The 19,871-nt window shown below is 65.0% G+C and carries 11 protein-coding genes; 7 read left to right on the plus strand and 4 right to left on the minus strand.

Features of this window, described 5'->3' with window-relative positions; translation table 11 throughout:
* The first annotated feature begins 30 nt into the window (after nt 1-30).
* On the plus strand, nt 31-1,158 hold the full coding sequence (locus tag G4D85_RS08585; protein WP_164009898.1) for a hypothetical protein: 1,128 nt from the start codon (nt 31-33) through the stop codon (nt 1,156-1,158).
* Between the two features lie 142 nt (nt 1,159-1,300).
* On the opposite strand, the gene G4D85_RS08590 is transcribed toward G4D85_RS08585, so the two are convergent.
* Nucleotides 1,301-3,259, minus strand: a complete 1,959-nt coding sequence (locus G4D85_RS08590) for a tetratricopeptide repeat-containing protein (protein ID WP_164009900.1) — start codon at nt 3,257-3,259, stop codon at nt 1,301-1,303.
* Nucleotides 3,259-4,608, minus strand: a complete 1,350-nt coding sequence (locus G4D85_RS08595) for a patatin-like phospholipase family protein (RefSeq protein ID WP_338052883.1) — start codon at nt 4,606-4,608, stop codon at nt 3,259-3,261. Before G4D85_RS08595 ends, G4D85_RS08590 begins: the two co-directional genes overlap by 1 nt.
* 265 nt (nt 4,609-4,873) lie before the next feature.
* Between G4D85_RS08595 and G4D85_RS08600 the strand changes: the two genes are divergently transcribed.
* From G4D85_RS08600 to G4D85_RS08625, 6 genes are all read left to right on the plus strand, one after another.
* On the plus strand, nt 4,874-7,471 hold the full coding sequence (locus tag G4D85_RS08600) for a TIR domain-containing protein (RefSeq protein ID WP_164009902.1): 2,598 nt from the start codon (nt 4,874-4,876) through the stop codon (nt 7,469-7,471).
* Nucleotides 7,472-7,821: 350 nt separating this feature from the next.
* Nucleotides 7,822-9,048: a hypothetical protein gene (locus tag G4D85_RS08605; protein WP_164009904.1), complete on the plus strand. Its 1,227-nt coding sequence runs from the start codon at nt 7,822-7,824 to the stop codon at nt 9,046-9,048.
* Between the two features lie 113 nt (nt 9,049-9,161).
* Nucleotides 9,162-12,470, plus strand: coding sequence for a DUF4062 domain-containing protein (locus G4D85_RS08610; protein ID WP_164009906.1), 3,309 nt, complete (start codon nt 9,162-9,164; stop codon nt 12,468-12,470).
* Between the two features lie 207 nt (nt 12,471-12,677).
* Nucleotides 12,678-13,103, plus strand: coding sequence for a TIR domain-containing protein (locus G4D85_RS08615; protein ID WP_164009907.1), 426 nt, complete (start codon nt 12,678-12,680; stop codon nt 13,101-13,103).
* A 22-nt stretch (nt 13,104-13,125) separates the two neighbouring features.
* On the plus strand, nt 13,126-13,776 hold the full coding sequence (locus G4D85_RS08620; protein ID WP_164009910.1) for a toll/interleukin-1 receptor domain-containing protein: 651 nt from the start codon (nt 13,126-13,128) through the stop codon (nt 13,774-13,776).
* Nucleotides 13,777-14,040: 264 nt separating this feature from the next.
* The gene (locus tag G4D85_RS08625; RefSeq protein WP_164009912.1) at nt 14,041-18,063 is read left to right on the plus strand and encodes a TIR domain-containing protein; all 4,023 of its coding nucleotides are present in this window, start codon (nt 14,041-14,043) and stop codon (nt 18,061-18,063) included.
* 230 nt (nt 18,064-18,293) lie between these two features.
* Here G4D85_RS08625 and G4D85_RS08630 read toward each other — a convergent pair whose 3' ends face one another.
* Entirely contained in the window at nt 18,294-18,725 is a 432-nt protein-coding gene (locus G4D85_RS08630; protein ID WP_164009914.1) for a serine O-acetyltransferase, read from the minus strand.
* Nucleotides 18,707-19,801 (minus strand): GNAT family N-acetyltransferase, encoded by a 1,095-nt coding sequence (locus G4D85_RS08635; protein WP_240359184.1) that lies wholly within the window; start codon nt 19,799-19,801, stop codon nt 18,707-18,709. Before G4D85_RS08635 ends, G4D85_RS08630 begins: the two co-directional genes overlap by 19 nt.
* Nucleotides 19,802-19,871: the final 70 nt, after the last annotated feature.

A 19,871-nucleotide genomic window follows, 5' to 3' on the forward strand; every position in this document is an offset into this window, starting at 1 on the left:
GGCTGGGCTCCTTTCGAGGGGGAACGCAAGATGGTGCTGATTCTTGTCCTGGCAGCGGTGGCCGCGGGCGTGGCCGTGTTCGTGATGTCCGGCAACAGGCGCGGTACCAGCGACACGCTCTCACTCGGCGGGAGCGCGTCCTCCATGGCCGACCGTTCCCCTCCACCGCCCCGGTCCCTGCCGGGCTCGGACGAGGCGGACCCGGCGGAGGCGCTCGCGTGGACCGCGGCCCTGCAGGACACCCGGAGCCCGGCCGTTCCTTCCGTCAACAGGCCCAGGCTCACCTCGCTGCACATCATCGACAACGTGCATCGGTTCCACTTCGTCGCCACGCTCGGCCGGCGGCTCGTCTTCGTCTTCCACCCCTATGCGCCCGACAGACTCGTGGGAGTGGAGCAGGGGCTGGACGAGGACGGGAGCAACACGGGGCCGCTCTTCGACCACCTCGCGGAACGCACCATCGCGGCCGGCCTGCCTGACCTCCCGACCCGGCGCTCCCAGGACGCCTTCCAGCCCCACACCCTGCACACGCCCTCCATCCACATCCGCGCCCTGTTCGAGGACGGCAGACGCTGGGCGGACATGTTCGACGCGGAGGCGCTGATGCAGCAGGGGCTTCCGGCGGGTCTCCTGGAGCTCCTGCTGGACATGCGTGCGCTGGGCATGCAGCTGGTTCCGGAAGGCATCAAGGCGGAGGGAGAACGCGCGCCCTTGCTGCACTTCACTCTCATGGACAAGGCAACCCAGCCCGCCTCTGGCTTCAACGTCCTCGTGGATACGAAGGAGGTGGCCATGATTTCGGTACCTCCCGAAGGGGGCGGACAGGGCACGACGTACATGATTGCGCAATCGGACAGCCGGAAGCTGGTCCAGACGCTGTCTGCCCGGCTCGATGGGCTCATCGACCTCTACCGCATCCTCGCGCTGAGCCCCTTCCAGGGCGAGCGGGCGCTGAAGGAAGAGACGCTCGGGGAGGCGGCCTTCATGGCACGCATGGCCATCGGGGATGGCAAGCAGTTCTGGGCGACAGTGTTCGACCCGGCGGACGTCGCGCGAGGAGCGCTGCCTCCCATCCTCTCCGCTTTCGCGCGGGACGTGCGCACCCTCGCGGTCGCGACGGCGCTGGCCGGCGCGGCGGAGCAGAAGGCCGCGTCGTAGGGAAGGGGAAGGGAGCGCTTCCTCAATCTCAAGGGGGGCCTGCCTCCCAGGCGCGCTTAAACCTGCTCGAACGTCAGTGCGAGGACCAGGAGCGCGTCGATGGCGGAAAACGGCAATCATCGTGGCGGAGTGAGCGCGGGGATTAGAGCGTGCTCGTGTCGATGATGATTGTCTTCGCACCGCGTGCCTCTGCCACCTCCACCATGTCCTCCGTGCCGCCCGGCCCATCCCCCTTCTTGCGATTCCACAAGGCGATGAGCGTTACATTCGTGCTCCCCGCGGCCAGGGCGTTGTGCAGCTCCCAGAGGTTGTTGCGCTGCCAGATGCCGTAGTCGGGCTTTTCCCGCAACCATCGCGGCAGCTCCTTCGACTCGCCGAGCTCCCGCCTGGGAAGCTTTCGGTATAGCTGGTTGAAGCGCTCCACCCAATGCGGGCCAGCGGGCTGAACCGACTCCTCGATGAATTGCTCCCTGGGGAGCGCGAGGTAGAGTCGGGTGGGGATGCCCAACTCCTCGCAGGCTTCGTGGAAGAGGATGTCGCCGCCACTCGCGCCGCCAGCAATCCCGTAGGCAATGCCACCTGGCAACCTCAGCTCGCCCTCGATTTCTTGACGGAGCCGTTGCCGCGCCGCTCCTTCCCTATCGGGTGGGAAGCGCGGATGCTCGCGTCCAGGCGCGTCGATGACATGCCCCGTGAAGAGGAGCACACGTCCTGTCTTCGCGGGCCCTTCTGATTTCCTGCTGGCAGGCAGGGCCTCTAGGGCGGCCTTGGCGTTTCCCTCCAGGATTTTCAGTTCCGCATAGAGTTCGAGCTGGTCCCTCACGGAGTCCGCGGCGAACTCCGGTGCTGCTGCAAGTGCGCTTGCATAGGTACTGGCGACCCTGGAGGGTTTCTTGGAGATCAGGGCGCAGAGGTCGGCCTCGCTGATCCGCCCCCAGACGTCCGTCTTCTGCTCCCGCTTGAGCTGCTTGAGCGTGGCTCCCAGCGAGAGTTCGACCGCCGCCAGGAGTTTCTCGAGGCGGAGCTTCCGCGAGGACAGCTCGCGTTCCGCCTCGTGCTCATCCTCGAAGCGCTCGGCCCACGTCTCAGGATGGGCCTGTGCCAGCTCAAGCTGGATGTTCAGCATGGCGCAGGCATTGAGGCCTGAGTAGTAGTGGTTCAGGTCTTCATCGAAGGCCCCCGCGTAGGCCTTGAGTGACTCGTCGAGCTGCGGGGAGCGCAAGGCCTGCTGGCGGCGCTTGTCGCTCGGTGCCTGCCGCCATTCCTTCTTCCAGAGGGTCTTGGCACTACGCCCCATCAGTGCGTACGCCTCGGCTCGGCTGCTCCGGTCCACTCCGTCGCGGCTGAGTGCACGATTCAGCGCCTGCATGGAGCGCGTCAGGTCACCCAGCCGCTGGTAGATGGTGCCGAGCAGGAGGTTGGCCTGCAGGTCCATCTGATCGAGATTCCTGACGGCCTCCCACATGACACTTGCGCCATCGAAGGCTTTCAAATCGAACAGGGCGCGGCCGACCACGCGCAGGCCCTCGCTCTCCCATTCGAACCCATGCACCTCCGACCCGAGCAGCTCGAGGTCGCCCACCTGTTTGTCCGCGACGGCACGCTCGACTTCCTCGCGGAAGTCAGGCGGCACCGCCAGGAAGTGGGAGCGGTCCTGCGCTTCGAGCCTGGGCAGCGCCTTGAAGGCGGGACTGTCCTGGACCTCCGAAGCCTTCGTCTGACGGAGTGCCTCGGTCAGCAACGGCAGGCTGTCCGCGAGCCGGGTGTGGTCATAGGCGAAGTAGCGGTCCGTCTGCAGGTCGAAGGGGAACTTGTCCATGTTGGCGCGCAACATGAACGTCCGCTTGTCGCGTAGTGCATGGCGGATGCCGAGCTCGTAGAAGACGTTGGCGTTGTGGATGGAGAGCTCGGCGACGACCAGGTCGGCGGTCAGCAGGCGCTGGAACATGTCCGTGCGGATGTTGCCCGCCCGTAGAATGTCGATGGTCGTCCCGCCGGTGAAGCCCGCCGCCTTCAGCGCGGGGGCAATCAGGTCCCGCTCGATCAGGTCGAAGTCGATGCCATTCTTCTCACCGAAGGGGCGGATGATGAACGAACGCATCAAGGGCCCCCAGGTCCGACGAAGGTTCCGAAGTGTTCGAGCTTGACCTCCTGCGCCAGCCGTTGACCGATACGGCAGAGGTCGTCGATGGCTGCGACCGAGTCCAGCTTCCCGACCTTGCTGGGGTCGATGTCACCGAGCCCCCAGGCATTGAGTGGCTTGCTGGAAAGCTCGACGTTGTAGCGGGCGTAGAGGAACTCGCGCCCCAGGTCCTGGGTGAGGGGAATCGCATTCCCGGCTTCGTCGCGCGGAATCAGATCTCCCAGCTCACGATCGATGGGCTCTCCGTAGACGCAGCGCCCCTGGGTCCGACAGTTGATGTCCTGGTCGACCGAGGCTCCGTACATCAGTGCGGAGGGAAGGGTGGAGAGGTTCGACAGGGCATTCTTGCCCGGCGAGTAGACGTCGGCATCGAGCTGAGGCGCCGCACCCGTGCCGACGGAGACCACCAGCAGGTTCTTCTCACCCTTTCGCCAGTTCAGGTTGTAGGGCTCCTGGGTCGCCATGCGCACCAGGAGGAAGGCCGGGTTGTTGTAGGGAGTCAGTCCGCCGTCCATGAAGACGAAGGTCTTCGCCGGGTGGTCCTTGTCCCATTGCAGCACCTCGGGCGCGAAATAGATGGGGGCGGCGGTGCTGGCTCTGACCAGCTGCCAGAGCGGGATCATGAGGTTGCAGTCAGGACGGGCAGGGTCGTTGTACTTCCCATCGGGGTTGCTGCTGATGGGCCACGGCGAATCAGTCGTGACGTTGCGGGCGACGACGAGCAGCAGGCAGCGCAGGTTCTCAGGGAGAAGATTCGTGTGCTCACCGAATTGCTTCTGCAGTTCTTTCGCCAGGGGCTTCGACTCGTACAGGTTGCGCAGTCGGAACAGGATGAACGACTTGTCGAACATGGCTGGGCCGGTCTGCTTGTAGAACTCGAGCAGCTCCCGGGCGCTCATGCCCCTCGCCAGCCCCGCGGCGATGATAGCCCCGGTGCTCGTTCCTCCGATGTAGTCGAAGAAGTCGCACAGGCGGAATGCCGCGCCCGCTCCAGTCGCCTTTGCTAGCAACGCTTCCATCCGGATGAGCACCTCCAGCGTGAGCACGCCGCGAATGCCACCTCCGTCGAGCGAGAGGATCTTCCTCGGACGCGGTGCACCCCCGAACCTTGCTTCCAGATGGCCCCATCGAGACATTGGCATCGGTTCCTGCTCCTTTCGGCGCTTCGGCGCAGCGGCTGATTCCAGCAGCCCTCGAACGATGGACCGAACGAGTGGAAATGACAATCGTAGGAGAAGCGACTCTTCAATGTCTGCGCGCCATTGCACGGACCGCCACGCTGGCTTCCATGGCATCCCCCTACCCATGAGCTGGTCCGGCTGTCCTCCTTCGGAATGGTCACGGTTGGTCAGGACGGTGAGACGGGCGCGGAGTTGGGATACCCGTGTACCGTGGGCCCATTCATCCCGGCCGCTGTCGCTGGTGAAGACGTTACAGCAGTCCTCGTCAGGAGGGGGCTGCCATGCGGCGCATGGGCTGGATGATGGAGTCCTTTGTCACCCCCCCGCTTCTCCAGATACGCCGGCCGGTCCAATGGTTATGCTCGGCTCTTCTCTGTGGGAGGGAGGGTCCATGGCCGAGCAGTCAGCTGGCAGGGCGGGTTCATTGCAGCTTGAGTTCGTGCAGATGCGGACGCAGGTCGGCGACTTGCTCGAGCGCTTCGCAAAGGTACTCGAGCGCGAGCGGAAACACGATACCGAGAACCTGCTTCTTCAAGACCTCACCAGAAAGCTCCAACTTGCGCAGCATAAGTGGAAGGAGCAGACCTTCCAGATTGGAGTGTTGGCTCTGGTGAAGTCCGGGAAGTCGACCTTGATCAACTGCTGGTTGGGCGAGGAGTACCTGCCGGCGTCGAACCCACCCGAGACCGCTCGAATCGTGCGTATCCGCCACACAGCGCAGGCAATCCCGGGTCGGCTCTTCGAGGGGGAGCAGGTTGCCGCGGAGGGTTCCTCCTCCATCAGGGCATACCTGAAGCAACTCAACCAGCAGAGCCGGGAGTTGGATGGACTGCCTCGCAGGGATGAACTTGTCTTGGAGGCTCCGCTGGATGCCTTGTCCACGCGCGCCATGGACGAGCAGCGGTTCGAGATTCTCGATACGCCAGGGCCCAACGAAGCAGGCACGGATGCCATGCGCACCATGGTCGAGCGTGTCCTTGGTGACGTGGATGTCATCGTCTACGTACTGGACTACACGAAGCTGAAGTCGACCGACGAGCAGCAACTCTTCAAACTTCTGAGCGACATGCGGCCCGATCTCCGCAAGCGGTGCTCGGAGCGGCTGTTCTTCGTGATCAACAAAGTCGACCTGCAGAACCGACACGGGCTAACGCCCGAGGAAACCCAGGACTACGTGGCGAAGCTGTTGCGGCAGCAGTGGCCAGAGCTGGGAGTCGAGGCTTCACGCATTCTCCCTGTCTCCGCCGAGCAAGCCCTGCTCGCTCGTCTTGTCGCGCGGGGAGCAGCGTCCCCCGAAGGACTGGGAGACTTCCGGAAGATCATGTTCGGGAAGCGTGGGCAGAACACGACCCTTGAGCAGTGCCGCGAGGTCGCACCGGAGCTACTCGAGGAGAGTGGGCTCCAGCGCCTGGAGACCGAGATCCTTTCGTTCATCTACCAGCATCGCGGACGGCTCCTGTTGCAGAGAATCCTCGATGAGCAGCAGCAGCACCTCACGACCTTCAGCAACATCTTGCGAACGGCTTCTGCCGCGCTCAAGAAGAGTCACACCGACCTGACTCGCCGACTCGAAGGCCTGAAAGGAGACCTGGCCGAGATCTCGGCCGATCTTCAAGGCGCCCGTAATGAAGCGAAGCAGTTCGAGAAGACCCTTGAGAGGTGGGTCCGGGCGCGGTTCGACAACTTCAAAGAGACGATCCGGCCGATAATCCAGACCGCATTCGACGAGGCGGCGGACAGGGGCGCCGGGCTCAACCTTCCCAAGCGGTTCAAGCAACTCCTCCAGGATGTGCGAGCGCTGGTCCTCGGGGTGGCCACCGATCCCGAGGCCGCACGGCAAAAGGCCCTGGAGGTTACCGAACGGCTCCTCCATTTCATACGGCTTCAATTCAACCTCTTCCAAGATGAACTCAAGCTGGAGGCGCATGAGAAACAGCGCGAGCTCCTGCAAAGGCTCCAGCGGAAGATCGAGCCTCTGGCCCGGCGCATCGAGCAAAAGGTGGGAGACGCCTTCGACATCTCACTCGTTCCCGTGCCCATCGACCTGCCCATGCTCTCGCTCGATGAGTTTCAGGAGGAACTGGAGCAGCGTGTCGATTCATTCATCCGTAAGGGATACCAGATCCAGAAATACAAGACCTCACAGCGATACGTCTCCAAACGCGGGGGCTTGTGCGGAAAGGACGAATACTCGTACCGCGAGGTCGTGCGCCAAAGAGTCCGCGAGGTCCATGCAATCTCCGCGCGAGCCATGCAGGAACTCTGGGATAAGAGTATCGACGACATGACCGAGGTGTCGGTGACGACGGCCCGTCGAGTCATCCGGGTCGCCACGGGGCGGACTGTAGGGAAGGCGCAAGAACAGCTCGAGCTGTACTCGAAGAGCTTCATCCAGACGATCCAGAGGGAGATTGCGGAGTTCCATGCGGGTGCCGCCGCGCGAGACTCACGCCTGCGGGACGTGGAGGAACACCAGCAGGAGGTCTCTGCCCTGTTGACCCTTGCGCAGGCATTCTCCCGGGAACTGGGGGCCAGCGCCCCGCTGCCTACCTTCGACACGTTCCTCTGTCACAACAGCAGGGACAAACCGGCGGTACGTAACCTGGCGGCAATGCTTCGCTCCCAGGGGCTGTCCGTCTGGCTCGACGAACAGGAACTTCGCCCTGGCTTCTCCTGGCAGAACCAGTTGGCTCAGCAGCTCAAATCAGCGCGCTCCGTCCTTGTGTGCATCGGAAATCACGGGTTCGGCCCATGGCAGAACATGGAGCAGGCATCATTCCTTCAGCAGCATGTCGAAAGAAAGTGTCCCATCATTCCCGTCATCCTTGAGGGTTATGACGGGGTCGCGCAGCAGCCTCCCTTCTTGGACGGCATACATGGGGTCGACCTCCGTAAGTCAGAGCCGGACCCAATAGAACATTTGCTCTTCGGCATCACAGGTCGTCGGCCCTGGCTGAGTGAGAGGGGAGGGGGCACGGACGAGGTGTGAGAAGCGCTCCTCTTCGAGGCTTGGGACGTGGTGTGCTCCCCAGGGGGGGCAGTGGGGCGTAGCCGAAGCGGCAAGAGGCGAGCCTTCCGCATGAGGCAGCGGTGAAGACGGAACGGAAGAAGGCGCGGACGCCGCGACTGGATGGGGTCAGGCTGCTGCGCGGGGCCACCCCAGCAGGCGCGGTGTTGAGCCCCACGCCTTCACGGTGCCCACAAGCCCGCGTCACGGAGGCGCAGGCGGTCCACTTCCTCCAGGAGGAGGTGGCGGATAGAATTGCCGCGGCAACCGGCGGCGCGTAGCCGGTATCGCTTCACAGCGGCCATGAGGCCGGCACGAGAGGGGGACACCTCATGAGAGCCGCGGCCTTCGTAGCGCCGTTCCCGGTGGGGCTGGTGTGGGTCTACTCTGCCTGGGCGGCGCTAATTGTCAGCTCTTTCTTCACGAGGGCATTGCACGCGTACGGGCTGCTGGAGCGCTGGCCGGTCCGGGCCGTCTTGGCGTTGGGAGTGATTCCCCTCTTATGCTTCTACGCCGCCCTCCCTCCGCTGCGCATGCTGCTCAGAGCGTTTCCTGTCCGTATCGACGGGCGTCCGCGAAGAGGGTGCATTGCCGCTGCGGGGCTGGGCTTCCTGTACTTCGCGCTCTTCTATGGAGGCCTCGCTTCCGGTTATGTCCTCCAGGGCGATGTCCTGGGTGTGGGTTTCATCCCGTTGCTCGGCATGGCGGGCACGGGGCTCCTGTCGATGCTGCTGTTCCTCGGGCTGCATGTACGCCCCGCATTCCTTCGCGAGCGCCCGTCTGTGGTCTTCCTGCGGCGCTTTTCCTCGTTCGCGGACCGGGTGGTGCTCGGCTCCGTGCTGCGGAGCGTGCCACCCGGAATCCCGGTGGTGGCCCTGACGCCACCGGCGAGCCAGGCGAGTGATTGGGACCCGGTCCTGCTGGGCCTCAGCGGCCTCAAGCTCCGAAGCCCCCTGGCCAGCCTTCCCTGCTTCCTGAGCGGAGATGCGCAGTGGAAGGCCCAGGTCGAGGAGCTTGTGTCGCGCGCGCGGGTAGTCCTCATCGACGTCAGCGACGTCTCGCCAGCCATCGATGACGAGCTGGGAATCATCATCCGCCAGAAGGCCCTCTCGAAGACCCTCTTCATCCAGGAGGCAGGCTCGGAATCCGCCGGCCTGGACAGGGACATGCCGGGGCTTCAGGACGCCCTCGGCGGAGCCAGGATTCTCACCTACGAGCGCAGCCTGCGTGCGGCACTCCCCAAGGTTGTCCTCAGCGCCTCATTCCTGCTGACCGTGATGGCCTTCACCCTGTTCCTGCCGGAGGCAGCTGCCTTCCTGAGCGGTGGAATGCGCGCGTGGATGAATCCAGCCGCCGAGGTGAGCCTCTCGTCACCCGCTCTGGCCCAGGTTGGATGGTCCTCATGGGAGCACCGGCTTGCCGCCATCGGCGGAGGGCTGCTCTGGCTCGTTCCGCTCCTCTACACACTGCCCATCTTCCGCCGGGCCCTGACGAGGCAGGTACGCCGCGAGTTGGAAGAGGCTATCCACCGGCTCCTGGCGCAGTCTCGGGCCGCCTGATTCGCTCGCGTCGCCAGTCCCCGGCGCCGATGGATGGAAGGAATGCTCATTCCGCCAGGCGGCTCATGTGACCGGTGGTATCCTTCCCGTGCTGACCTTGATTAGGGGGGGCCATGCCTCAGTCTTTCAAGATATTCATCAGCTCCACGTGGGAGTCCGCTGCGCTAACGGCCCTGCGGCAGGAGTTGACCCGCGAGCTCCGGGACCTCGGCCACCAGCCGCTGATGATGGACAGGGATGGCGCCCTGGCCGCCGCTCCGGGGCCCGCCGTCCACTTCTCCGTGGAGGGGTGCGACGTCCTGGTGGGCATCTACGGCTCCCGTTACGGCAGCCTCCGCCCGGGCGGAAGCGAGTCCTTCACCGAATACGAGTTCGACACTGCCACCCGGGGCCGCAAGCGCCGCCTCTGCTACTTCCTTGGGGAAGACGCTGGCGCCCCGCCCCCCGAGCCCGAGGAGAAGCAGCAGGCGCAGCGCCGCTTCCGAGAGAAGATTGACCGGCACCTGGTGAGGATGGACTTTTCGAAGCACGGCTCCGGCCCCGAGGCATGGGCCGAACTGAGGAGCCAGGTTCTCCGTGACATCCGCAGGCTCGAGTCCGGCGCGCCCCTGGGCGTCACCCACGCCGAGGTGCGGGAGGCCTGGGTCCGCCACTGGACGGGACCGACGCGGAGGGAGAGCCCGCAGCTGCGGGAAATCTGGAAGCACCTCGCCGACTGGCAGCGACGGGAGGAGGAGGGCGTGGGCAATTCCTGGCACCCGCTGATGTTCCACTGGAGTGGCTTCCTCCAGGCCGAGGGCTGGCATGAGGTGGTGGGCCACCAGCTCCGCTCCATCCAGCAGGCCGCTTCCACCCTGGGCCTGAGGGCCCTGGCGGAGCGATGCCTGGCGGTGGACCTGCGCCGCAACTGCAATGAGATACGGGAACGCCTGGCCCTGCTCGTCTCCCGCCAGGAGTTGGGGCAGCTCCACCAGCTCATCGAGTCGAAGGAGCGGGCCCTGGGCCCGGCCCGTCCGCGTGCGGCCAGCAAGGGCGTGAAGGAGAAGCTCCAGGCAGCGAAGCAGCTGCGCAGGGAGCTGCAGGGGCTTCAGAGGCAGGTGGAGTCGCCCACCTATGGCCGGTGCTTCCTCGTCGCTGGCAAGCAGGGCGCGGGCAAGACGCACTTCATCGAGGCCGCGCTGGCCAGGCTGGCCTCGTGGGAGGAGGCGCCGCTCGTAGTGCCTGTGGGCCCGGGAGGCTCCATCGAGCGGCTGCTACCCTCCATCATGGACGCCCTCCGGGCGCACACCGGGGTGGCCTGGAGGGACCTGGACGAGGTGGATCGCTTCCTGGCGGGCGAGTACGAGCCGGAGGGCTCTCCGCCCCCGCCCCCCATGCGCAGGCTGGTCATCGCCATCGATGACCTGCACACCTGGATGCGCGAGCAGCCGGGCCTCCTGGACGCGCTGCTGAACCTCATCAAGGACCACACCCGTCTGCGCCGCGTGGACTGGCTCCTCGCCATCCAGAGCTCCCACCTGGAGAAGCTCATCACAGGGCCGCTCGCCCAGGACTGGTGGCAGTACGGCTTCATGTCGCGGCTGGCAGCCTCTACGTCCAGGGCGGACGCCTGGCTCTCTCATGACGCGTGGAGTGTGCGGACCTCATTCTTCCAGGAAGCGCTTCCCCACGTGGGCGGCTGGCTGAGCCTGGACGAACTCAACACGCGGGAGCGAGTGGGCTTGCAGATACTCCACAGCCACCTGCTGTCGGACAGACGCGGCGCCACGCGGGAGCAGCTCTGGTTCCTGGACGAGATTCGCGAGGGCCGCGTCCAGCAGGTCCCCCCACTCCTGCACGAGCCCTTCATCGCCTGGACGGCGCTGAGCCTGCCGGACCTGCAACTCAAGGACCTGCTCAACGTCAGCTTCATCGAGTTCGTCGAGGCATTCTGGAGCCGCTACCAGTCCAGCCTGGAGCGGCTGCTGGAGGAGCGGAAGCGCTGCATCGCCCCGGACGTGCCGGCGCGGGAGCTGCTGGAGGGCGCGGTGCACCTGACCGCGAGCGTCATGGCCCTGGCCGGCAGGCTGGAACTCGTGCGCCCGCTGCTGGAGAGGCGCATCGCCGAAGCGGCCAGGGACATGCACTCGCTGGCGGACCCGGCCCTGGTGAAGCACACCCTGGAGGTACTCATCCAGGCCAACCTCCTCGAGGAGTCCACGGCGGCCAGCGGAGACCCGCCGGGCCTCCCGGTGAACAGGCTCCGCCTGCGGACGGAGACCTTCTGGGAGCTGCAGCTGGCCCGGCAGCTCCGGCTCAGCCCGGAGCTCGCCGGGAGCGGGGAAGAGGAGGCACTGCGCTTCGTGCGCGGCTGGTTCGACCAGCTCCATGCGGAGGACGTGCGGGAAGGGACGTTCGGCTTCCTGCTGCTCCTGCTGTCCCGCCACGCGCAGCCATTGGAAGCAACGCGGCGGGGGCTGATGGAGTCGCTGTGGCACTTCGATGCCGCGCCCGAGTTCCGCGCCGCAGCCTGGTTCGCCGCGCCCAGGGCGGCCACGGCCGTGCAGGCCCGGCTGGCACGGGAGAGCAGGATTGTGCCCGGACACAGTGGAAGTGTCCGGGAGCTGTTCGCCTTCATGTACTTCATGTGCGAGGCCGGCCCTGACGTGCTTGACATGCCCCGGCGGCTGGAGGCACTGAATCCCCTTCTGCCTTCTATCGGCGCAGCGGGGCTGACGGCCTACTACCGCTACATCGTCGAGTGCCTGCTGGGCCGGGAGCTGGAGGTCCGCAAGGTGCTCGCCGCGCTCCGCCACCTGTCCGGCTGCGAGGTGCTGGACGCCCGGCACCCCGGGCTCACGGAGAGCCTGGCGGACGCGGTGGTGGCTACCCTGGTGAGGCTTTCCGGCCGCGACTCCGGGCAGGTCGTGGGCATCCTGCTCGGGTACCTCCAGTCGTCACGCGAGTCCACGGTGATGCACTACAGGCCCCGGCGGGTGAAGCGGACCTGGACGCGGTACTTCTTCCTCGAGTGGCTCCTCAACCGGTTCTGCATCTGGCTCGTGATGAGCGGGAAGCTGGCGGGCTACACCCTGTTGGAGCAGCGGCAGTGGTTCCGCCCCGGCGAGCTGGAACTCGGCCATGAGCTGGGAGAGGAGCTGGACCGGGAGGCCAACATCGCGCTGGGCCACTGGTATGCCACCGCGAGCCGCCCCGAGGAGAAGAGCGCCTTTCGCCAGTACGTGACCGGACTGGGGCGGAGGCCCTGGTACGCGGACGTACGGCGCGCCTGTCATATCCTCTCGCACTGCGGCTACGCGGCGGAGCACGAGGCGGGTGAGCTCCACGGGCTTCGGGCTGAAATCGAGGAGAGGTTCCGGCGCATGACCCGGCCTGGGACGGAGAAGAAATCCGGAGGGCGGCACCGCGGCCCCAGGCGGTAGGCCCCTCCATGACGCACCGCGCTCGTCCTTCGAGGCGCTCCTCGGCCTCAGCTCGCAGCTCCAGTCCCTCACCCCAAAGCTCATGCCGAAGAAGGACTGAGCAGCAGGGGCCGCGGGGCTCGTGCTGGACACGCTGAGGTGGTTTCCCTAGAAGGCTCGGCATCCAACACAACCGCCCAGACCTGCCGGGCGGCATGGAGGTGCCGAATGTTGCGTGCGTTCGTCAGCTTTGCCTCCGAGGACATGTGGGCCCGGGACTTCCTCGTCCGTCAGAGCCTCTTTTCCGCGACGCCGTGGACGTTCGAGGACAACTCCCTCCGGCAGGATCTCGATGATGCGACCTGGAAGAAGCACGTCCGCCGGTTGATCCAGAACAGCGAGTTGCTGGTCCTGCTCATCGGCGAGGAAACGTACCTGGCGCCTGGTGCCATCTGGGAGGTGGAGTGCGCCCGGAAGCTGAGTCTCCCCATCTTCGGGATGCAGATCCGCCGGGACTCGCCAGGTCGCATTCCGGACTGCATGCGCGGCATCCCGGTCATCTACTGGGACTTCGGCAGCATCAGCGCGGAGCTCGACAGGGCCTACGCGTGGCTCGAGGGACAATGGCCCAGGAACACCGGGACGCGTCGCTGAGCCGCCATCCCGGGATCTACCGATGCGCCTTCCCGCTTTCAGCCCCCTGAACGTGACGCGGCTGCCGCTGCGGCTGTCCGAGGCGCGCGCCCTTGGCAATGAGCACGCTCTTCGGAAGCACGGGATAAAGCTCGCGTCAGACGTTTGCGCGGACCTCCTCATCAAGGAAGCGCAAGCTCCGGAGGACGAGGCTTTCGACATCTTCCTCTCTCATAGCTACAGCGACCAGGAGGCCATCCTGCGCATCAAGCGCAGGCTCGAGTCGTTCGGCTACAAGGTCTACGTCGATTGGGTCGAAGATGATGCGGAGCTGAGCCGGCTATCGGTTTCCGGCAGGACGGCGGAGCGTCTTCGCCTGCGAATCCGGAACCGCGATTGCCTCCTGCTGGCTACCTCCGAGCACACGGACGAGTCCTTCTGGATTCCGTGGGAGCTGGGCTACGCAGACGGGCACCACGGCAAGGTCGGAATCCTCCCCTATCTGAGAGAGGACGCGACGAGCAGTCGGTTCATGCGACTTGAGTTCCTTCAGCTCTATCCCGTGGTGGATGAGGCTCGGTTGAGGGGGGCAACCGAGCGTCGGCTCTGGGTCAATCGAGAAGGCGATGAGTACGTCACGTTCGATGATTGGCGTTCAGGTCGTCGGCTCCACTGGCGGCACATCGAAGAGTGAGACAGATAGACCGCTCCTCTTGGGCTGGCTCCGAAGCGCTCCGGTCCTCCTGGCCTGCTTCTCGGTGAGACGTCTCGCCGCATCGGCTTCACGCGTGCGCCCTCATACCTGCGCAACACGCGGCAGCCCGCGCGTTGATCTCCCCCTCGGTCAGAGGGACCAGGGTATCTGACCGGAAGTGCCCCGAGCCTGTCCAGCAGGGCTCCCACTCCTTGCGTCGTGGGGTATCTTTTGCCTGAAGTGCTCCTCCAGGCTCCGGTAAACATGGCTTCGACTCCGTCGGTCTTCATCTCGCATACGACACGCGATCCGCGCGACGCAGCCCTTGCCCGCAGTCTCGAGCTGGGCCTTCGTGAGCGCGGTGCCAAGGTCTGGATTGCTCCCCGTAGCATCCCCGTGGGGGCGGAATGGGAGCCGCACCTTGTTCAAGGACTGATGGAGCAGAGCACGCACTTCTTGGTGCTGCTCTCGGCTGCGTCAGTCACATCGGAGTGGGTGCTGAAGGAGATCGAGCTGGCGCGGAAGCGCTATGCGGCGTCAGGTCCGCTCCGGATCCTCCCCCTCCGACTGGGCGAACCCGGAGCCTTCGCGGGCGCGGACTTCCTCTCCCAGTTCCAGGAAGTGCCCCATGACGATGACCCGATTACGCAGCTCGACTCGGTGGCGGGGGCGCTCGGGCTGTCCTCTCGTAGGCGCACTCCGATGTCAGACATTCGCCACAGGGGGAAGCGCTTCTGGCTCCCGCGGGGGGAAACGATTCGACTCTCGTTCAACGGCTTCCTCCCGGATCCGGAGAGTGACGACTGGACGGGCTGGAACCCGAATATCGTTCCGTTCGAATCCATCTCCAAGTTGCCCTGCCTTGTGCTCCTGGGCGAGCCCGGCACGGGAAAGAGCACGGCCCTGAAGTTGATTGATTCCGGGTTGTTCCAGGGGAGTGACGACGAATCGTCACAGAACCTGCTAGTGGACTTGAAGGAATGCACTTCCGAAGCCCTGCTCGACAAGCACCTCTTCCAGTCCGCGGAGTTCCTGGCGTGGCGGAACTCCGAAGGCACTCTGAATTTGTTCCTGGACAGCCTGGATGAATGCCTGATTCATATACAAGCTATTGCCCGGAACCTGCTGACGGAACTCGGACGTTGCCCCGTGAAGCGGCTGCGGCTGCGGCTCGCGTGCCGTACGGCGGAATGGCCCGAGTTGCTGAGTCATGAACTGCCGGAGCTTTGGGGCAAAGAACACTTTGGGGCCTACGAAATAGCACCGTTGCGGCGGGTCGATGTCGCCGAGGCCGCTCGGATCGAGGGTCTCGACCCCGAGGCGCTTTTGAAGGCAGTCACGCAGCGGGACGCCGTTCCGCTGGCCATCAAACCAATCACGCTCGAGCTACTGATTTCTGCGTTCAAAGACGATCGGCGGCTGCCAGATAGCCTGCGCGCACTCTATGAAAAGGGATGCTTGCGTCTTTGCGAAGAGGTCAGCCTGGACCGAGCCGCATCGAAGGCCGATGGCAAGCTTCCGTCAACGCATCGCCTGCGGCTGGCGGAGCGGATCGCGGCGGTGACCCTGCTTTGCAAGCGTCCGTCCATGTACCTGGGAAAAGATGAGAGTCGTGCCCCGGAAGAGTCCGCCACTCTCGGTGCACTGAGCTACGGCCATGAGAAGATTGGAGGGAAGCCAGTCCCGGTCATGCCTGAGCATATCCGGGAGACCCTCCAGACGGGGCTGTTCACCGGAGGAACGGGCGAGCGGCTCGTAACCTGGAGCCATTGGACCTTCCCTGAGTTCCTCGCGGCTCGATTCCTGGTCACCCGGCGGGTGACCACAGCCAAGCTCAAGGAGCTTCTCCTACGGCCGGACACAAGCGGGAAGCTCCGTATCATCCCCTCGCTTCAGGAAATGGTGAGCTGGCTTGCAGGAATGAGCCCTGAGTTCTTCCAGGAACTCATCCCCATCGCCCCCGAGTTCCTACTCCGTAGTTCCGTAACCACCATCGACACGGCCTTGAAGGCAAGGCTGGTCGAGTCGTTGCTGGAGCAGCTCAACAGGCAGGAGGTCGCTGATTTCGAAGCTGTGCTACGGCACAGATATGACGTCTTGAAGCACCCTTCTCTCGGCTTACAGCTGACCTCCATCATCAAGAATCGGAGCAAGAGCTTTCTGGCTCGCGTAATTGCGATCAACATCGCTGGAGAATGCGGAGAATCTTCGTTGTTGGGAGACCTGCTTCAGATGGCGTTGGATGAATCAGAAAGCCTGGAGATCCGGTGCGCAAGTGTCGAAGCGATGAGTGCCATGGGCAATCAAGAGGTTTTCGAGAGCCTCAGGCCTCTGCTGCGTACCGAAGGTGATCCCGAGAAGGACCTGGCGGCGAGGGTCCTGCATGTGATGTGGCCCGGGTACCTCTCCGCCGAAGAGCTCTTCGAACTCCTCTCGGCACCGAAAAATACGCATCATTTCGGAGCCTATGCTGGTTTTCTTTACAGAGACGTAACGGAACATCTCAAATCCGAGGACCTGCCAGTGGCACTGCGCTGGGGGAGGAGCCGGGGAAGTAGTCGCTATTTCGATCCACTGGTCGAGGCTATTTTCCGCAAGGCCTGGGAACATCTTGATGCGCCGGGCGTGTTGCCGGAGTTCGGTGTTTCGGTCCTGAGCCGGTTAAAGCAGCATAGGTCTTTGTTCGGGGACGCACCGTATGGCAGGCGAACGCCTGCCCCACTACTGGCTGAGCCCGACAAGCGGCGAATGCTGGTGCAGGAGTTGGTAGGCCAGCTTGAACGCCCGGGACTTTGGTTGATCGACAAGGAGCCGTTCATCCCCAATGACGACCTTCGCTGGCTGACCGAGCAACTGGAGCAGATCGCGGATCCTCAGCTTCACGAACGCTGGTTGAAGCTGATCGAGAGCGCATTCTCATTGGACAACCTGGAACATGTCGACCTCATCCTGGAGGTACGGCAGCGAGTTCCCTCTCTCTCACGACAGTTCTCGTGGTGCCTGGACGCGGTCGAGCTTGGGTCTCCCCAAGCCGCCAGCCTGCGAGCCCGGCAGAAGCAGCGCGAGAGCTGGAATCAAAAGCGCGGCGATGAACAAGCGCATCAGCCTCCGAGCCAGGACCGCGTAAGGCACCTGCTCGAAAGGTTCGAGGCTGGCGACATGATTGCCTGGTACCGCATCAGCCTGGAGTTGGCTCGGAGCCGGGTCAGGGAACGCGGGTGGCAGACTGACGATGAATTGAAGGCGAACCTCACAGTACTGCCGGGCTGGGAAGCTCTCGATGAGAACCTCCGAGCCCGCTGCATCTCCGCCGCAGAGCGCTACCTGCAGGACGGAGAGCCCCGCACAGTCGAGTGGTTCGGTACTGGGGAGTCCCACCGTTGGGCCACTGCCGGTTACCGGGCGCTTTGCCTGTTGCTGGCAAAGAAGTCAGAGGTACTCGCTAGCTGGCCGACGGAGCAATGGACTCGATGGGGGCCACTCGTCGTCGATTGGCCCTGGGAGCAGGATGCGAAAGAAAAGGCAGTCCAAGATACCCTCGTTGCGCACGCCTATGTCAGGGCCCCCGAGGCGTTCATCTCGGCTGTGCTGATGTGGCTGGACAAAGCCAGCAAGAATTTGAGCGTCGACACTCTCCTCGAGAAGTTGGCGCGTCTGTGGGACCAGCGCCTTGTGGATGCACTGGTGGACTGGCTGTGCGCTGGCGTGCCAATGGAGCCATCGGCTCTGGGAGTGCTGCTGAACGAGCTTGTGCCCCGAAGCCCGAAGGCGTTCGGCCAGGCGCTGCAGTGGGCCTCGAGTGCTGCGGTCGATGAAGCGGCGCGAGAGAAGAGACTCGAAGCTGGCAGTTCGCTGCTCAACACGTCCCTGCGGGCCGCCTGGCCACACCTCTGGCCCTTGATGCAGGCAGATCCGGCGTTCGGGGTGCAACTCCTCATGCGCTCCGAGGTCTATAGGGTGCAGCGGGAACAGCAACTGCAACTGGCGGAAGAGCTCGACGAGAACTCCATCGCGGAGCTTTATGTCTGGCTCAAGAGGCGCTTCCCTCCCGCAGATAACAGGAACGTGCAGGCCTTCCAGATCACAGGGCTACGTCAAGCGCTGCTAGGCAATCTGAAACAGCGAGGAACCCAGGCTGCGGTCTCCGCAGTCCGGAGGATCTCGGAGTGCCTGCCGGAGGAGTCTGGACTGAAGCTCGCAGTGCAGCAAGCGGACGAACAGCGCCTCCGGTATGAGTGGCAGGGCTTGGAGCCCGAGGAATTACTCGCACTAGTCGAAGGAACCTAACCCGGGGCTCGGTTGACGTGATCGGCGGGGTCTGATCTTCATAGAGGGATGAGTGTTGGACTCCTCACCCCGCGAGTGCGGTTGGGCTCCGGTGGGCCCCGTGCGCCTCGGCCCCTCTCCGAACCTCACCCCGGCCGTGCAGGAGATGACGCGCACCGGCTGAACGCTCTCACGCGACAACTCCCTTGACGCTTACCGGTTCCGTCGATTGAACGGACGCCTCAGGCCCGTCACACCACCTTCCGCTTCAGCTCCCGCGCGGGAATGCCCGCCACCACCGCTCCGGGCGCCACGTCCGCAGTCACCACCGCGCCCGCCCCAATCACCGCCCCGTCACCCACTGTCACCGGGCCCACTATCTGCGCGCCCACGCCGACGTAGACGTTGCGGCCAATCCGGGGCGCTCCCGGCACTCCGGGCTCCGGCTCCACGCTGACGTTCTGCGAGAGGAAGCTGCCCTCTCCAATCTCCACGCCGGGCGCTACCACCACGCCCATGCCGCCGTAGCCCAGCTCCACGCTCGCATGGAGCCGCGACTCCAGGTCCACGTGGCATTGGTGCATGCGAGTGCCCACCGCCGCCACCACCTCCGGCAGCACCGGCACACCCCACGTCTTCAGCCGCTTCGCGGCCCAATAGAAGGTCAGCGCCGTCGGACCCATTTCCCCACCATTCTCCGGGCCACCGGGGCCCAGCGGAACTTCGCCCGGTACATCGCCCGGCCCCTCAGCGAGTTCCGGTAGATGAACAACCAGTGGTGCGGTCGCACCGTGTCCGTCCACTCCCGCTTGAAGGGCGCGTCGTCCCCCAGCAGGTCCAGCTCCGTCACCCCTCGGCCGATGCAGTCCTGGATGAGCCCCTCCGTCAGCAGCTGCCCCGGACCCACCTCCGCGAAGCGCTCGTCGTAGCCGGGCTTCATCGCCAGGTATCGGCCGCCGTACTCCAGCCCGTACTGGAACGCGATGGCCTGCTTGCCCAGCCGCAGCGAGTACAGCCCCAGCCACCCGGCCTTCGCCGCCACGTCCGCCAGGTCTGAGTAGAACGCCAGCCGCCGCGCGCTCTGCGCAATCGCCGTCCCGCGCTCCGCCTTCCAGCCGCTGCGCTCCAGCGCGAAGCCTTCCGCCAGCCGCTCAGCCAGTCGCTCGCCGCCTGTCATCCGCTCCAGCGTCACCCGGCCACGCTCCTCCAGCCGGCGCCTGCGCCGACGCAGCGGCTTCGACTTCCGCCCTCGCTCGCGCTGCCATGCCTCCACCGTCTCCGGTAACACTGTGTACGGCGAGCGCGCGCTCTGCCACGTCCCGCAGGGCAGCCCCACCCTGCGCGCCACCGCGAGGAGTGCGAACGCCGAGCCTCCCTCGGGCACGTCCGCCAGCCGCAGCACGTCCCAGCTCGCGTCCTTCAGCAGGTGCGCCAGGAAGGCCGTTCCCGCGCGGCGCGGGTCCTCCGCCAGCAAGTCAAAGCGGCACGAGTGCTTGTTCGTCAGCGACAGCAACTGCCGCACCGGCATCCCGTACTGCTTTCCCTGCTTCGCTTGCAGCGGCAGCACGGCCACCAGCCGGCCTTGCGCGTCACGCCCCGTCAGGATGCGCAGCCGGCCCTCTGGCGCGAAGTGCCGCAGCCAGCAGCGCAGGAACTCGTGCCGGTAGAAGACCTGGTCGTCCGTGCGTGTCACCAGCTCGTTCCACTCGGCCTCCAGTGCGTCGAACCCGGCCAGGTCACGCACCTCGCTCACGCGCATGCTCTGACGCGCGTAGAACAGCGCCCGCCTTCGGGCCGCCGTGGTTTCGTTGTGACCCGGTACTCCGACT

It is taken from the genome of Pyxidicoccus trucidator (assembly GCF_010894435.1).
Taxonomy (GTDB): Bacteria; Myxococcota; Myxococcia; order Myxococcales; family Myxococcaceae; genus Myxococcus; species Myxococcus trucidator.

What these genes read in the sequence shown, in the direction of transcription:
- G4D85_RS08630 (WP_164009914.1), bottom strand. Translation starts at nt 18,725, where the DNA reads ATGGGTCCGACGGCGCTGACCTTCTATTGGGCCGCGAAGCGGCTGAAG.
- G4D85_RS08585 (WP_164009898.1), top strand. Translation starts at nt 31, where the DNA reads ATGGTGCTGATTCTTGTCCTGGCAGCGGTGGCCGCGGGCGTGGCCGTG.
- G4D85_RS08610 (WP_164009906.1), top strand. Translation starts at nt 9,162, where the DNA reads ATGCCTCAGTCTTTCAAGATATTCATCAGCTCCACGTGGGAGTCCGCT.
- G4D85_RS08615 (WP_164009907.1), top strand. Translation starts at nt 12,678, where the DNA reads ATGTTGCGTGCGTTCGTCAGCTTTGCCTCCGAGGACATGTGGGCCCGG.
- G4D85_RS08635 (WP_240359184.1), bottom strand. Translation starts at nt 19,801, where the DNA reads ATGCGCGTGAGCGAGGTGCGTGACCTGGCCGGGTTCGACGCACTGGAG.
- G4D85_RS08595 (WP_338052883.1), bottom strand. Translation starts at nt 4,608, where the DNA reads ATGGGTAGGGGGATGCCATGGAAGCCAGCGTGGCGGTCCGTGCAATGG.
- G4D85_RS08620 (WP_164009910.1), top strand. Translation starts at nt 13,126, where the DNA reads ATGCGCCTTCCCGCTTTCAGCCCCCTGAACGTGACGCGGCTGCCGCTG.
- G4D85_RS08625 (WP_164009912.1), top strand. Translation starts at nt 14,041, where the DNA reads ATGGCTTCGACTCCGTCGGTCTTCATCTCGCATACGACACGCGATCCG.
- G4D85_RS08590 (WP_164009900.1), bottom strand. Translation starts at nt 3,259, where the DNA reads ATGCGTTCGTTCATCATCCGCCCCTTCGGTGAGAAGAATGGCATCGAC.
- G4D85_RS08605 (WP_164009904.1), top strand. Translation starts at nt 7,822, where the DNA reads ATGAGAGCCGCGGCCTTCGTAGCGCCGTTCCCGGTGGGGCTGGTGTGG.
- G4D85_RS08600 (WP_164009902.1), top strand. Translation starts at nt 4,874, where the DNA reads ATGGCCGAGCAGTCAGCTGGCAGGGCGGGTTCATTGCAGCTTGAGTTC.